General features: G+C 46.9%; 7 protein-coding genes and 1 pseudogene. 7 read left to right on the top strand and 1 reads right to left on the bottom strand.

The genetic code is table 11. The annotated features are described in order from the left end of the window. Positions 1-41 precede the first annotated feature (41 nt). The 4 genes from DWY57_RS03085 (at position 42) to DWY57_RS03070 (ending at position 10,468) form a co-directional block, all read left to right on the top strand. Complete coding sequence (locus DWY57_RS03085; protein WP_117600469.1) at positions 42-3,236, top strand: TonB-dependent receptor; 3,195 nt, start codon at positions 42-44, stop codon at positions 3,234-3,236. Positions 3,237-3,267: 31 nt separating this feature from the next. Continuing rightward, entirely contained in the window at positions 3,268-5,241 is a 1,974-nt protein-coding gene (locus DWY57_RS03080) for a RagB/SusD family nutrient uptake outer membrane protein (protein WP_117600468.1), read from the top strand. Positions 5,242-5,441: 200 nt separating this feature from the next. Further along, positions 5,442-8,039 carry a glycoside hydrolase family 2 TIM barrel-domain containing protein gene (locus DWY57_RS03075; RefSeq protein ID WP_117600520.1) on the top strand — a complete coding sequence of 866 codons (2,598 nt, stop codon included), beginning with the start codon at positions 5,442-5,444 and terminating at the stop codon, positions 8,037-8,039. Between the two features lie 23 nt (positions 8,040-8,062). Further along, positions 8,063-10,468 (top strand): alginate lyase family protein, encoded by a 2,406-nt coding sequence (locus DWY57_RS03070; RefSeq protein WP_119961331.1) that lies wholly within the window; start codon positions 8,063-8,065, stop codon positions 10,466-10,468. A gap of 121 nt (positions 10,469-10,589) precedes the next feature. Here the strand turns inward: DWY57_RS03070 and DWY57_RS03065 are convergent. Continuing rightward, a pseudogene (locus DWY57_RS03065) lies at positions 10,590-11,218 on the bottom strand (transposase). 150 nt (positions 11,219-11,368) lie between these two features. Here DWY57_RS03065 and DWY57_RS03060 point away from each other — a divergent pair. From DWY57_RS03060 to DWY57_RS03045, 3 genes are all read left to right on the top strand, one after another. After that, positions 11,369-11,638, top strand: a complete 270-nt coding sequence (locus DWY57_RS03060) for a hypothetical protein (RefSeq protein ID WP_081028737.1) — start codon at positions 11,369-11,371, stop codon at positions 11,636-11,638. A gap of 359 nt (positions 11,639-11,997) precedes the next feature. Further along, positions 11,998-12,609, top strand: a complete 612-nt coding sequence (locus DWY57_RS03050) for a winged helix-turn-helix transcriptional regulator (RefSeq protein ID WP_057252352.1) — start codon at positions 11,998-12,000, stop codon at positions 12,607-12,609. A 271-nt stretch (positions 12,610-12,880) separates the two neighbouring features. Further along, positions 12,881-15,385 carry a DNA translocase FtsK gene (locus DWY57_RS03045; protein ID WP_119961329.1) on the top strand — a complete coding sequence of 835 codons (2,505 nt, stop codon included), beginning with the start codon at positions 12,881-12,883 and terminating at the stop codon, positions 15,383-15,385.

Raw genomic sequence — 15,385 nt, 5'->3', positions numbered from 1 at the left:
GGAATACAAAGGGATAATTAATTTAATTAAATGACAATCAAATGAAGAAGAGATATTATCTTGCGGCGCTATTTGCTATTTCACTGGCAATACAACCAGCGCTTGTAAAGGCCGACACTGCCCGCAAGACAGATGGCATGGAAAACATGCAACAACAAAAAACGCGTATCAAAGGTTTGCTGACCGATTCTAACGGCGATCCTATTATTGGGGCAACTATCATGGTAATGGGCACTACCGGACGGGGCGTGATCAGTGACATCAACGGACGATACTCCATCGAAGTAAATCCTGGCGAAACACTTCAATTTAGTTACATAGGATTCATCACCGTAGAACACAAAGTAAAAGCAGAGGAGACCACCTTTAATCTACGCATGGAGATGGATGCTATTTCTACCGAAGAAGTGGTAGTAGTGGGTTACGGTAAACAGAAAAAGGAAAGTGTGGTGAGTTCCATGTCTACCGTAGGACCGGCTCAGTTGAGCGTAAAGAGTGCTAATCTCACCAATAACATTGCAGGTAAATTGCCCGGACTGATTGCAGTGCAACGCTCGGGCGAACCAGGATGGGACGATGCCCAATTCTTTATCCGAGGTATCAGTTCTTATGCCGGTGGCACAGACCCTCTGGTATTGGTAGATGGCGTGCCCCGTAAGATGAACGATATTGATGTGGATGAAATCGAGACCTTCTCCATATTGAAAGATGCGGCTGCCACAGCTGTATATGGTGCAGAAGGTGCCAATGGAGTTGTATTGATTACTTCCAAACGAGGTAAATCTCAGAAAACGGTCATTAACATGTCTGCTGAATATGGTTACTCTACGCCGCTCCGTTTGCCCAACCTGATGAGCTCTTACGACTATTTAAGCTTGTATAACGAGGCTGATTGGAATAGTAATGGTAATCCGCGTGCCAACTATACTGCTCCGGTAAGCGATGCTGACTTGGAAAAATACCGCACCGGAGCTGATCCTGATCTTTATCCGGATGCCAACTGGATGAATATGTTGCGCGACCATACCAGCAGCCAGCGTTATACCATTAACTTTCGGGGAGGTGGTGATCGTGTACGCTTTTTCGTATCCGGCGCCTATTATACACAAGACGGTGTATATAAGGAGAAAAAAAATGCCGACTATGACTCCAATATCAGCTTCAAGCGTTATAACTTACGCTCCAATATTGATTTCGAGTTAAGCAAAACTACTCGTATGTCTGTGGATATGTCCGGTCAATATATAAACCGGGTAGCCCCCAGTAAGACAGCTTCCGATATTTTTGGTGGCATGACACTACAACCAGTCCACCTTTATCCACAAATCTATTCAGACGGTTCAGCCTCACAGCACCCAAACTACGACAATTCGGGGCTGCGTCAGAACCCTTATAATTTCTTGTACTTCAGCGGTTACAGCAAGAGTTGGGACGCAACCTTTCAAAGCAAGGTCTTGTTGGAACAGGATTTGGATTTCATCACCAAAGGACTTTCTGTAAAAGGCAGTGTGAGTTTCGATGCTAACTCTAATCAGTACATCAACCGAACCATGTCACCAGCAACTTTCACAGCTACTGGCCGTGATGCCAACGGCAATCTGATTTTCAAAGCACTGGAAGCTGGGTCTGCACTGAGCAATCCTTCAAGCGGAGCTTCCGGTGGTAACAAAAAGATCTACATCGAAGCCTCTTTCAACTACAAACGCAACTTCAACGATAAACACGATGTTACCGGTTTGTTGCTCTACAACCAAAAAGAGACTCAAAATCAGAATGCAAGTGGGCTGAATTTATTGCCCTATCGCAAACAAAGCATTGTGGGACGTGGCTCTTACACATTTGACAACCGCTACACCCTTGAAGGAAGTTTTGGTATGACAGGTAGTGAGAATTTTGCTCCAGGACACCGTTGGGGTATTTTCCCCGCTGTGGGTGGAGCCTGGTATGTGAGCCACGAGAAGTTCTTTGAACCAATACAGAAGGTTATCAGTACCTTGAAAATACGTGCCTCCTACGGACGTACCGGTAACGATCAATTGGGTGGAACCCGTTTCCCTTACCAGGAGGAGATGAACAATGGTGCTGGTGGACTTAATCTGGGCATTTCGGGAGGATCAAATGGGAATGCCGAGAACTGGTATGGTAATTTAAGCGAAAACCGTGCATTCTACCCCAACCTGCGTTGGGAAATTGAAGACAAGAGCAACTTCGGCTTCGATCTCGGCTTGCTGAACGGACAAATCGATCTGACTATGGATTACTTCTCCAACCGTCGTAAAGATATCTTGGTAAACCGTAATACCATCCCGTCCATGAGCGGTTTGCAATCTACACCAATTCAGAATTATGGTGTGGTGAGCAACAAGGGTATAGATGGCAACTTGACCTTCAAGCAACACGTGGGCGACCTTAATCTAACTTTCCGTGCCAATTACACGTATGCAAAGAACAAGATTATAGAAACGGATGAGATCAGACATGTCTATAGCTACCAAGACCTTACGGGAATGTCATTATGGACTCCGTTCCTCTATATTGCCGATGGTCTTTATACACCTGATGACTTCAACATTACCGTCGATCCCGTAAGTGGCGCCGAAAGCTACCAACTGAAATCTGACCGTCCCAACCCCGGTGCGGCGGTTGCTCCCGGTGATATCAAGTATTGCGACTTGAACAAAGATGGTATTATCAATGACGATGACAAGACATACCACAATGGACATTTGGATAAGACACCTCGCAGCGTATATGGACTGTCGTTCAACGCGGATTGGAAAGGCTTCTTTGCCGGAATCTTCTTCCAAGGTGTATCAGGCGCTTCCATCAATCTAATGAGCAAAGCATCCAACTTCATGCCGTTCAATCAGGGCAAAGATGCCTCATCCGCCCGTATGGAAGCTATGAGTCGTTGGAAAGCATCCGATCCGTACAATGACAACGTGCTCTATCCGCGTTTGCGCAACAATACCTTTGCACACAATCTGCAGCCGAGCACTTGGTGGTATCGTGATGCCAGTTTCATTCGCTTGAAGAACGTGGAATTCGGTTATCAGTTCAATAGAAAGCAGCTTAAATCATTGCGCCTCACCAACTTGCGTCTCTACGTGCAGGGAACCAACCTGAAGACTTGGGACCATGTGAAATATTGGGATCCAGAACTGGGCGATGCGAACTCAGGAGCCAAATACCCTATATCAAGTACTTGGACTTTCGGAGCAGAGGTAACATTCTAACTAAACAAAAGAATTAAAAGATATATATTATATGAAACTTAAGAATTTATTATATACAACTGTTAGCTTTGCCGCTCTTGCACTCGGCACCGTATCCTGCTCAGACTACCTGGACATCTCTGGCGAGTTTAATGCTAGCTTGGGAGTGGATGAAGTTTGGGACAACGCAAACTATACCCGCGATTGGTATGGAGTGATTTATCGTGACTTGATGGAGTATTCTGAAACAGGTTCGGAAACCAATGCCTTTAAAAATCCTTGGTCAAACCTATGTGGTGAGATTGCATCCGAAAAAGCCAGTTCACGCGATGTGATGACGGCTGGCTTCACGGCGGCCAGCGGAAGCTATCATCGTTGGGCTGCTTTCTATAAAGACATCCGTCAAGCCATGATTTTCATAGAACGTGCCCACGATGAAGGCGTAGGTGACCCCAGCAGCAACAACAAAATCACAGCTGACGAAATAGCCCGCATGAAAGATGAATGCCGATTCATGATAGCCTACTATTATTTTTCTATGTTTGAACTTTACGGTCCCGCTTGTATCGTTACAGAAATAGATGATGCGGCAGAGCCTCATGTGACAGATTACGATCGTGCCACTGTGGACGAAATGGTGAATTACATTGATGGTATATTGGAGCCGCTATGCGATCCGCTACAATCCAAACTGCCAGAATCAGCTATCACCTCGTTTGCCGATGGAAACTATAGTTATAACTTCCATGAAATAGTACGCCCCACCATCGTAGTGGCTAAGGCCCTGCGTGCCAAGCTGTGGATGTATGCCGCCTCCAAGCTTTTCAATGGTGGTGATGGCTCTGAATACTACCAAGGACTGCAAAAACTCCAAAATGCTAAAGGAGAATACATCTTCCCCCAAAGCAAAGACCCGCAGAAATGGATTATTGCCAGAGACCGTGTAAAAGACCTGATAGATTATGCTGAAGCACATCACCATGGACTCTACCGTGTAATGGCAAACGGGGTGGAAGCTCCAGACCGTTCGGTGTACAACCTTTTTCAGGAATACAATCAAGAAATTCTTTGGAGCAGTACGAACAATAGCTATTCCGATCAATATAAAATGGAAAAGCGTACCAACCCACGTGATGTGAACTCCTGTTACGGAACCATTGGACCGTCCCAAGACGCAGTGGATATGTTCTTCATGTCCAATGGATTGACAATCAATGACGACAATAGTGGATACAATGAAACTGGATTCAGTGAAGTGGAAAACCGCTGCTACGACCCCGCATACAAAGCCACCAAGATAGACAAAAACATTTACAATATGTATGCGAACCGCGAACCTCGTTTCTATGCCAACGTGGTTTATCAAGGAAGAAGTTGGTTCAAGAATTGGATGGACGGTAATCCGAACTACGTCGTAGACTTCTCTGCCGGTGGTGGCAATGACCTCTCCAACGGTGACAATGTAAAAACTGGATATATGCTTGGTAAGTTCAAGAACCGTACAGTAAACCATGCTAACGGCTACACGCAAGCTTGGAAGCGTGTTTCCATCATTTACCGTATGGCCGAGTTCTATTTGTTCTATGCCGAAGCCTTGAACGAAATTGACCCGAGCAATCCGGAAATTATCAAATATGTAGATATGATACGACACCGCGCAGGCATCAACGGCTACCAAGACTTGCAGGAAAGCGGTATGAAAACAGGGGTTATCGGCAATTACGACAGACAGTTTGAAGCTATACAGCACGAGCGTTATGTTGAACTATACTGCGAGGGTCAACGCTACTTCGACATTCGCCGCTGGATGATATGTGACAACGGGCAAATAGGCTGTGACCAGACACGCTTCTACGGCATGAACATGAAGGGTTCAAAAGACAAGACTCCTGGTGACCCGGCTTCCTATTATACCCGTACTCAGTTAGAGAACCGGCAATGGAGCGACAAGCTTTACTTGTATCCTATTCATCAGAATGTCATCAATCTGTCACAAGGACGAATTCCTCAAAACTATGGATGGTAAATGACCGACAGAAGATGAAAAAAAAGAGATTATGATATAAGGATTAACAAGCGGTGGGAATTCGTGCAAGAAAGAAACAGAATTTCCACCGTTCTTTTATAACTTTACCACCTCAACTCAACAACTATCAGATTATGGGATACCCTTACAAAAGAGGCCGTTTCCTTTTTGCCTTATGGACAGTGATCTGTTGCTTTGCCATGATTGTGATGCCAATGTCACTCCGTGCGCAACGAGAAACGAAGAGCCTCAACCACGACTGGAAATTTCTAAAAGGCGAATGTACTTCCGCTGCAGACAGTACCTTCAACGACAGCCAATGGGCAAACATCCACCTGCCGCATACTTGGAATACTGATGCCTATACCGAAAAAGACTATTATCGCGGAATAGGCTGGTACCGCCATCGTATCACCCTTCCCAAAAATTGGAAAGGCAAGCAGGTCTTTCTGAAACTGGATGCTGCAAACAAGGCGGCTACCTTCTTCATCAATGGCAAAAACATAGGTGAACATGCGGGAGGATATACTGCTTGTACGTTCAATATCACCCCCTTCCTCTCTTTCCATTCCCCCAACGTTCTGGCTATTCGCGTGGATAATGCCCGGATGGACATCCCTCCCATCTCCGGAGATTTCACTTTTTTCGGAGGTATCTATCGGGATGTATGGCTCACTGCCGTTCCCAACCAACATTTCAACTTAACCGACCACGGTTCGGACGGTATCTTCATCAGTACCCCCAAAGTGTCCGAGGAGAAAGCCACCCTCTCCATCCGTGGCGAAATTAAGAATGACGCCTGCGAAAAGGCAAACCTGGAACTCGTTCATTCCATCTACCAGCCAGACGGTATCTTGTTACAAACACTAAAGAAGTCCATACAACTGAATCCTGGGGAGACCTATGCTTTCCAGAATGTTGCATCGCCCATCCTGCATCCCCGGTTATGGACTCCCGAAACGCCTGCCCTCTACCGGATAGAAACCACCTTGTGTGACTGCAAGACTAAAGTGGTTCTGGACCAGAGTAACCATCATACCGGCTTCCGGTGGTTCCACTTCGATGCCAACAAAGGATTCTTCCTTAACGGTAAACCCTATAAGCTTCGCGGTATCTGCCGTCACCAAGACCAGAAACCTATCGGGGTGGCATTGACCGACGAAATACACCGCCGTGACATGAAAATGATGAAAGAAATGGGAGCCAACTTTATCCGTGTCTCCCATTACCCCCAGGATGACGCTCTCCTGGAGATGTGCGACAAACTCGGTATGTTGGCCTGGGAAGAAATCCCCATCATTGATATCGTGCCCGAGACTCCCGGATATGGAGACAATTGCGAACGAAACCTGCGTGAGATGATTCGCCAGCACTATAACCATCCCTCCATCATTGCATGGGGATACATGAACGAGATCTTACTTGTCACCCAACGGAAATATAAAACCGAAACCGAACTGAAGCCCGCTATAGAGCGTGCATCGTCACTTGCCAAAAGACTGGAGAAAGTACTCAAAGCGGAAGATTCTACACGCGTCAGTGCCATGGCATTCCATGGCAGCAACAGCTATAATGAGACCGGCATAAGCAACATCACCGATATTGTAGGATGGAACCTGTACCAGGGATGGTATGGCGGAGACGTCACTGGATTCGAAAAATATCTGGCACAACAGCACCGGGACTGTCCCGCCCATCCGATGATTGTCAGCGAATATGGTGCAGGATCGGACAAGCGGTTGCATTCACTCACCCCACGCGCTTTCGATTTCAGTATTGAATACCAGCAGAAATACCTTGAACACTATCTTCCGGTACTGGAGAATACACCTTATGTTTGTGGCGGTACACACTGGAATTTCATCGACTTCTGCTCGGCCCTACGTGACGAGTCCATGCCACGCATCAACAACAAAGGATTGGTGTATGCCGACCGTACTCCTAAAGATATATATTATTACTACCAAGCTGCCTGGCGTAAGGACATCCCCGTATTGCACATTGCCAGCCGTGATTGGACATACCGCAGTGGCGTACAGCAGGGAAATGCCCCTGTCTTGTTGCCGGTAAAGGTCTATTCCAATCTTCCCGAGGTAGAGCTTTTCATCGACGGGAAGTCCATAGGTAAGCAGCAAACAAAGAATTACACCGTCACCTTCGAAGTTCCGTTCTGCAGCAGGAAACCCTTTCTTCTGGCACAAGGCAACCATCAGGGAATAAGGGTGCAAGACGGTTTGAAAGTAAATTTCCACCCGGTTCCTGCCCGACTGGATGCAACCAACTTGAAAAATCTGGAACTGGCCATAAATGTGGGAAGCCGGTGCTTCTTCACTTCCGACGAAAGCCAACTGACTTGGCTTCCCGACCAGCCTTATACACCCGGCAGTTGGGGATATATCGGTGGTGAGGAACGGGGTACGGAGACTGAAATACGCAACACTGCTGACGGTCCCTTGTTCCAGACTCTCAGAAACGGCATCGAAGGATACCGTTTTGACGTGCCCAAAGGTGTCTATGAGATAGAATTCCTCTTCACGGATATCTTTCGCCAAAACTCCTCAGCAGCCTATCTGTTGGGACGTGACGGAGCACATGAAAACCGTGAGAGCACATTCGGTATTTCCATCAATGGAAGTACTGTTGAAGAGAGTCTGTCACCTTGTAAAGAAAGCGGTTATTTCCATGCCCTACGGAAGAAATATATCGTCAACAACGAAGCGGACAGTCTTGAAATACGCTTCCATACCATCAGCGGCAAATGCTTCCTGAATGGTATCAAACTCCGTAATATTTACTAATCCATATAAAACAGCAGAATATAATGAAACTGAAAGCAGTAAAATGGACACTTGCCATCTTGTTTATGGCACCCTGCATGCAAGCGCAATCCGTATGGAACACAACACACCTTGCCAATGTGAAACGTTCTATCCGGGAACCGTTCTACGCCACAGCTTACGAGGCACTGAAGAAGGAAGCGGACAAACTATCGGACGTACAGCCTCTTTCTGTCATGATGAAAGAAAAGACACCCGCCAGCGGTGACAAGCACGACTATATGAGCCAGGCCCGCTATTTTTGGCCCGACCCAGCAAAACCTGACGGACTGCCCTACATCAACCGCGACGGCATATCGAATCCCGAACTGAGCAAACTGGACCGCAACCGTCTGGGTACAACCGTTAGCCGCATCACCACCTTGGCATTAGCCTGGTACTTCAGCGAAGAAGAAAAATATGCCAGGAAAGCGACTGAGCTTATCCGTGTGTGGTTTTTGGACAAAGACACCCGAATGAATCCTAATCTGGAATACGCGCAGATGATACCGGGGCACAATAACAACAAGGGGCGCTGCTACGGACTGATAGATACCTACTCCTTCATAGAGATGCTGGATGCTGTAGCGCTGTTGGAACAATCACAAGCATTCACTGCCAAGGACAGCAAGCAACTGAAGAAATGGTTTGCCGAACTGACCGACTGGATGCTCACCAGCCCGCAAGGCAAGGAAGAGGCGGCTGGAGCCAACAACCACAGTGTGGCCTACGACGCCCAAATCATTGCTTTCGCCCTCTATACCGGCAACAAGAAACTAGCACAAGAGGTAGTCAATGCTTTCGCCGAAAGACGTATCTTCCCACAGATAGAACCCGACGGACGCCAACCGCAGGAATTGCGTCGTACCCTCGCTTTCCACTATTCCCAATATAACCTGACACATTTCATTGACATCATGCTGATGGCAAAGAAACTGGGCAGCAACATTGACAACGCCACATCAACCGATGGACGAAGCTTCTACAAAGCCATGGATTTTCTGGCATCCTACGTGGGAAAGAGCCTCGGTGAATGGCCTTACCAGCAGATCAGCGGGTGGGAACACTCCCAGCAAAACCTCTGCAAGGACCTCTACCGTACAGCCGCTTATCTGAACCCCGCACGCAAAGACTACCTGCAACTTTACTATGCGCACCGCATACTGGAACCGCAGGACAGTTTCAATCTTCTGTATGTAAAAGCTACCGAAACAGACCATGCCTATGCCTTTGCCGCCGGACAGCTGGATCTGGCCATGAAATGTGCCGATAAGGCCAAAAAGGAAGAGAAGAATGCCGCCAAGCGCCGTGTCATTCCCCGAAGTATCCATAAGGACGGTTCACTGGCCATGATACATCCCCACGACTGGTGCTCGGGATTCTTTGCCGGTTCTTTGTGGCAGATGTACGCCTATACGCACAACGACTATTGGCGCCAGTCTGCTATCTCATGGACTTGGCCCATCGAAGAGTCCAAATGGCACAAAGGTACCCATGACCTGGGCTTCATGATGTACGACAGCTTCGGCAAGGCATACGAGTTAACCGGCGAACGTTCCTACCTGGACGTGGTGCTACAGAGTGCCAAAACATTGATTACCCGCTATAGTCCGAAAGTGAAAAGTATCCGGTCCTGGGACCACAACCGCGACAAATGGAAATATCCGGTCATCATCGACAATATGATGAACCTGGAAATGCTGTTCCACGCTACCCAACTTACCGGAGACTCCATTTACTGGAAAGTGGCCGTGAACCATGCCAATACAACGATGAAAAACCATTTCCGCCCGGACTACTCCTCTTATCATGTGGTAGATTATGATCCGGAAACAGGTGAAGTCCGCATGAAGTGTACCCACCAGGGCAATTCAGACGATTCATTCTGGAGCCGCGGACAAGCCTGGGGATTGTATGGATTTGCTATGTGCTATCGTTTTACAAAAGATCCCACTTACTTGAAACAGAGCGAAAACATTGCCGATTTCTTCCTGAATCTACCCAACATGCCGGCAGACGGTGTACCCTATTGGGACATGAAAATGGATGTCATCAAGGACTGTACTCCCGAAAAGATCAATCCGGATGTGCCACGCGATGCTTCTGCCGCCGCCCTTATCGCTTCCGGCCTTTATGAACTATGCACGTATGTTTCTCCGGAAAAGGGAAAAAAATATAGGACTGTTGCCGACAAAATCGTAAGCAATCTCCACAAGCACTACCAGGCAGCACCGGATACGCACTACGGCTTCCTGTTGCTCCACTCTACGGGACATCATCCCGGAGGAAGTGAAATTGACGTTCCTCTGAACTATGCCGACTATTTCTACCTAGAAGCATTGGCACGTAAAGAAGCATTGAATATGAAAATGAAGGATTGCCCTGGAAAGGCTCCGCAGACAAACAGTTAATGGAATAGCAAGTATTTGTGTCAACAAAGGAAATATTCAGGTATAATCAGTACTTACGAAAGGAAGAAGTTGTGCGTTTTAAGTATGCACAACCTTGTATTAACGTGGGTTCGAAATAAAATCAAAAAATAGCAAGTTGTCCGTCATTGACAAAGTTTACGTCAATGGCGGGCTTCTTTTCAAAAAAGCAGTATGCCGCGATAGCCGACAAGGAGTTGGCTATAAAGTTATTGAATGAACGATGTCTTGAGTGTTCAATCTGTGCGATGTTCTTCAGTTTGTCATTGACCGTTTCAATCAAGGCTCTTTTTCTGAGCAGAATCTTGTCAACAATACTCATCAATGTGAACATTTTCCACGCTCGGCAAGTCCCTCAAATGTCTTATGAATAAGGATTCTTTGGTTACGACAAACACGTAAAGGAGTGGAGTCAACGAAACTGATGCCGGTACAGGTTCCCAGCAGGACTTTCTTAATGAAAATGGTCAGTGGAAGCAGTACTTCCTTCTCCAGTTCTACAAAACGGTTATAAGAAACCTGACGCGGAAAAAGGTGTTTCAGATGTTTACAGACATATTCCTTATAGTAATGCTTGAAACAGCGGAAACCACCGGAGTGAAACCGGATTAGAACAATCATAATTTCAGCATCACTCATACAGTTGGGTTTGTTACGATGCTTGGTCTTCTTATCCTCAATCATATATTTTTCCTGTTGCAATGTAAATTCCTTGCAAAAATCATCGGCCATACAATGTAACTTTAGACTCTGGAAACATAGTGGTAATCGTTTAAATGTTATAATTGGACACTATAATTTTAATACTTTTATCGCTATGTTTCTAATTATAAGTGAAAGATATTTATTCTTATATCAAACTCACGTTAAAATAAGATAGTTATGGAATGTATTTTTTGTTTGAATGAGAATGCCTATTTCGATGGCGTGAATTATGTTTGTCCGGATTGTGGAAGAGAATGGCCATGTGATGAAATTGCGGACGACGACGATGATAACAATAAGTTGCGTTGCCCTGAATGTGGCTCGCATTTGGTCTATCCTGATTCAAGCGGTATTAATGATTATGCTTGTGATGCTTGTGGGTGTAGATGGGATGGTGACGATGATGACTACGATGAAGATTATGACGATGATGAAGAAGAAGATTAATTATTGCAATTATGGAGCTGGGCAAATAGCGCTATTATTACCGCATTATTACATGCTTCAATCTGAAAAAGATTAGCATTCCTTTGCCAAGCCCCCTGCTTTTCATTATCTTTGCCTCTGTAGTTTGTAGTTGCGCACAGTCGTGGAATGTCTTTCTCATAGTTGTGAAGAAGGTGTATCACAAATATGAAGAAGGTAAACCACAGCTGTGCGCATCTTTTTTTGATAAGCTTTCAGCAGAAGGAAGAACGCTTCTTTGCGTAAGGAAGACCTATGCTCTGCCTAATGAAAGCCGGTACTTTGCATGAGCGAAACCTGCAGACAGCAACAGAAATGAATCTAAAAATGGAGGAAAGAATATGGCAATTTTATTTGATTGGTACGAAAACCCGAAAACGAAGGATAAACAAGGGGAAGAGCTGACCCTGCATCCCCGGATTAAACTGAACGGCTCCACGACGACCGATGAGCTGCGCAGGCATATACAAGAATACTGCTCGCTGACCGAGACGGATGTACTGGCGGTACTCGATGCTTTGTCGCATTTTGTGGGACGCGAGCTGGGGGAGGGCAGGCAGGTACATTTGGACGGCATCGGTTACTTTGTTCCCACGCTGACCTGCACGGAACCGGTGACACTGGAGACAAAGCGGAAAAGTACTAAGGTGAAGTTGAAAAACATCACTTTCAGACCGGACAAGGCGTTGCGCAGTGAGATAGGAGTATTGAAAGTAAAGCCGCTGAAATTGCGGAATCTCATGAAAAAGAGGCTGACGGATGATGAGGTGAAGCAAAAAGTGGTGAACTATCTACGTAAGAATGAGTTCATCACCCGCAGTGTTGTACAGTCGATTTGCGGCATGACCCGCACGACTGCAACGCGGCAGATTCGTCGTCTTTGTGAGGAGAATGTGTTGGTAAACAAAGGGTTGCAGAAACAGCCGATTTATTTTTTGAAGGAAAAAGAGTAGGTTGATGCGTATAGGGCTTGCATGGATTGCGTCATGTAGGCAAAATCTGCCTGCATGCTTGCATGAGGTCTGCTTGCATGGCGCAATCTGTTGTAAATTAGTGCGCTATGTCATTTCATGCAAGTATGTAAGTAAAATATGCGATAAAACTACAGTTGTAGATTAGGAATACCTATAATCGGCAGACGAGAAATTAAAGAATGAAAACAACGCGGCAGAAGGATAGTTTTTATTATTTTTGCAATCAATTCTCAATAGTTATTTAAAAAATATGGCAAAGAAAAATTCAACAGCTAAAGATACGGAGCTGTCACTCTCGTTTTTGGGGAAAGTGGCAGCGTTATTTAGAAGTGAAACGGTTCATTTCGTTATCGGCTTGGTGCTGGTAATCTTTTCGGTTTATTTGTTGCTTGCTTTCACATCATTCTTTTTCACGGGAGCGGCAGACCAGAGCATCATTGACGGAGGCAGTGCGCAGGAGCTGATTTCCACCAACAATGGGGTGAAGAACTACGCCGGTAGCCGCGGTGCGCAGTTGGCCAGCTATCTGATAAATGATTGCTTCGGCGTATCGTCTTTCCTGATTCTCGTGTTCCTGGCTGTGGCGGGACTGAAGCTGATGCGGGTGCGTGTGGTGCGCTTGTGGAAGTGGTTCATCGGCTGTTCGTTGATGCTGGTGTGGTTCTCGGTATTTTTCGGTTTTGTGTTTGTAGACCAGTACAAGGACTCTTTCCTCTATCTGGGCGGTATGCACGGATACAATGTCAGTAACTGGCTTGTGTCTCAAGTCGGTGTGCCGGGAGTCTGGCTGCTATTGTTGGTAACTGCCATTTGCTTCCTCATCTATCTGAGTGCACGGACTGTCATCTGGTTGCGCAGATTGTTCAGTCTCAGCTTCTTGAAGCGTAAGGAGAAGGCGGAAAGCGTGCAGGGTGAAACGCCGGAAGAGTTCAAGACCTCTTGGGGTGCAAAGGAAAAGGCGGCTGCTCCGACACCGGAAGCTGCGGAGCCGGAAAAGGTTCTTGAAAAGGAGGAGGAGATTGCTACAGAGGAAGAAGAGGACGAACCGCTGAATGAAATCACCCTTGACTTGGGTGGAAGTGATGGAAAGATAAAGCCTGCCAAGTCTGCGGATGAGGACGTTACCATGACTTTTGAGACTCCTGCACCGGAGCCGGTGCCCCCTTTTCGGGAACAGCCGGTAGAGAAGGAGCCGGCATTCCAGGTTGAGAAGGCTGAAGAGGAGGAGTATGTGGGAACGGAGAAGGAGCCGTACAATCCCCGTCTGGATTTGGAAAACTATCATTACCCCACAATAGACTTGATGAAGCATTACGATGACAATGGTCCGACCATTGACATGGTAGAGCAGAACGCGAACAAGGATAAGATTATCAATACTCTGCGTAGTTTCGGTATAGAAATCAGTACCATTAAGGCGACGGTAGGTCCTACGGTGACGCTGTATGAAATCACTCCCGAGCAGGGCGTCCGCATTTCGAAGATACGCGGTCTGGAAGATGATATTGCCCTCAGCCTTTCGGCGCTCGGCATCCGTATCATCGCTCCCATTCCGGGAAAGGGTACGATTGGTATCGAAGTGCCCAATTCCAATCCGAAGATTGTATCCGGTCAGAGCATTATCGGCAGCAAGAAGTTCCAGGAGTCTACTTACGACTTGCCCATCGCACTGGGTAAGACGATTACGAATGAAGTATTTATGGTGGATTTGTGCAAGATGCCGCACGTGCTCGTTGCCGGTGCTACCGGTCAGGGTAAGTCCGTGGGGTTGAATGCCATCATCACCTCCTTATTATATAAGAAGCATCCGGCAGAGCTGAAGTTTGTGCTGGTAGACCCCAAAAAAGTAGAATTCAGCATCTACTCCGTGATTGAGCATCACTTCCTCGCAAAATTGCCCGACGGGGAAGATGCCATCATTACAGACGTCACGAAGGTGGTGCAGACCTTGAACTCTATCTGTGTGGAGATGGATACCCGCTATGACTTGCTGAAAGCTGCCCATGTGCGCAACATCAAGGAGTACAACGAGAAGTTCATCAACCGTCGTCTGAATCCGGAGAAGGGGCATAAGTTCATGCCTTACATCGTAGTCGTTATCGACGAGTTCGGTGACTTGATTATGACAGCTGGCAAGGATGTGGAACTGCCCATTGCCCGCATCGCCCAGTTGGCGCGTGCCGTAGGTATACATATGATTATCGCTACACAGCGACCGACAACAAACATCATTACGGGTACGATTAAGGCTAACTTCCCGGCGCGTATCGCTTTCCGTGTATCGGCAATGGTCGATTCGCGTACCATCCTCGACCGTCCGGGAGCCAACCAGCTGATAGGTCGCGGTGATATGCTATTCCTGCAGGGAGCAGACCCGGTGCGTGTGCAGTGTGCCTTTATCGATACCCCCGAAGTGGCGGAGATTACGAAGTTCATCGCCCGCCAGCAGGGCTACCCCACCGCTTTTTATCTGCCCGAATATGTGGATGAAAATGCAGGAGGTGATTTGGGGGATGTGGATATGGGGCGTCTTGATCCTTTGTTCGAGGATGCAGCCCGTCTCGTCGTTATTCACCAGCAGGGTTCTACGTCGCTCATTCAGCGTAAGTTTGCCATCGGTTATAATCGTGCCGGCCGCATCATGGACCAGTTGGAGAAAGCGGGGATTGTGGGACCGGCGCAAGGCAGCAAGGCGCGTGAGGTGTTCTGTATAGATGAGAGCGACCTGGAAATGCGGTTAAACAATTTGCAATAA

Origin of the sequence: Bacteroides sp. AF25-5LB, assembly GCF_003602965.1 — a bacterium.
In the GTDB taxonomy this organism is placed as follows: domain Bacteria; phylum Bacteroidota; class Bacteroidia; order Bacteroidales; family Bacteroidaceae; genus Bacteroides; species Bacteroides uniformis.
This window is presented reverse-complemented; position numbering and strand designations above follow the sequence as displayed.

What these genes read in the sequence shown, in the direction of transcription:
- DWY57_RS03085 (WP_117600469.1), top strand. Translation starts at nt 42, where the DNA reads ATGAAGAAGAGATATTATCTTGCGGCGCTATTTGCTATTTCACTGGCA.
- DWY57_RS03080 (WP_117600468.1), top strand. Translation starts at nt 3,268, where the DNA reads ATGAAACTTAAGAATTTATTATATACAACTGTTAGCTTTGCCGCTCTT.
- DWY57_RS03075 (WP_117600520.1), top strand. Translation starts at nt 5,442, where the DNA reads ATGATTGTGATGCCAATGTCACTCCGTGCGCAACGAGAAACGAAGAGC.
- DWY57_RS03070 (WP_119961331.1), top strand. Translation starts at nt 8,063, where the DNA reads ATGAAACTGAAAGCAGTAAAATGGACACTTGCCATCTTGTTTATGGCA.
- DWY57_RS03060 (WP_081028737.1), top strand. Translation starts at nt 11,369, where the DNA reads ATGGAATGTATTTTTTGTTTGAATGAGAATGCCTATTTCGATGGCGTG.
- DWY57_RS03050 (WP_057252352.1), top strand. Translation starts at nt 11,998, where the DNA reads ATGGCAATTTTATTTGATTGGTACGAAAACCCGAAAACGAAGGATAAA.
- DWY57_RS03045 (WP_119961329.1), top strand. Translation starts at nt 12,881, where the DNA reads ATGGCAAAGAAAAATTCAACAGCTAAAGATACGGAGCTGTCACTCTCG.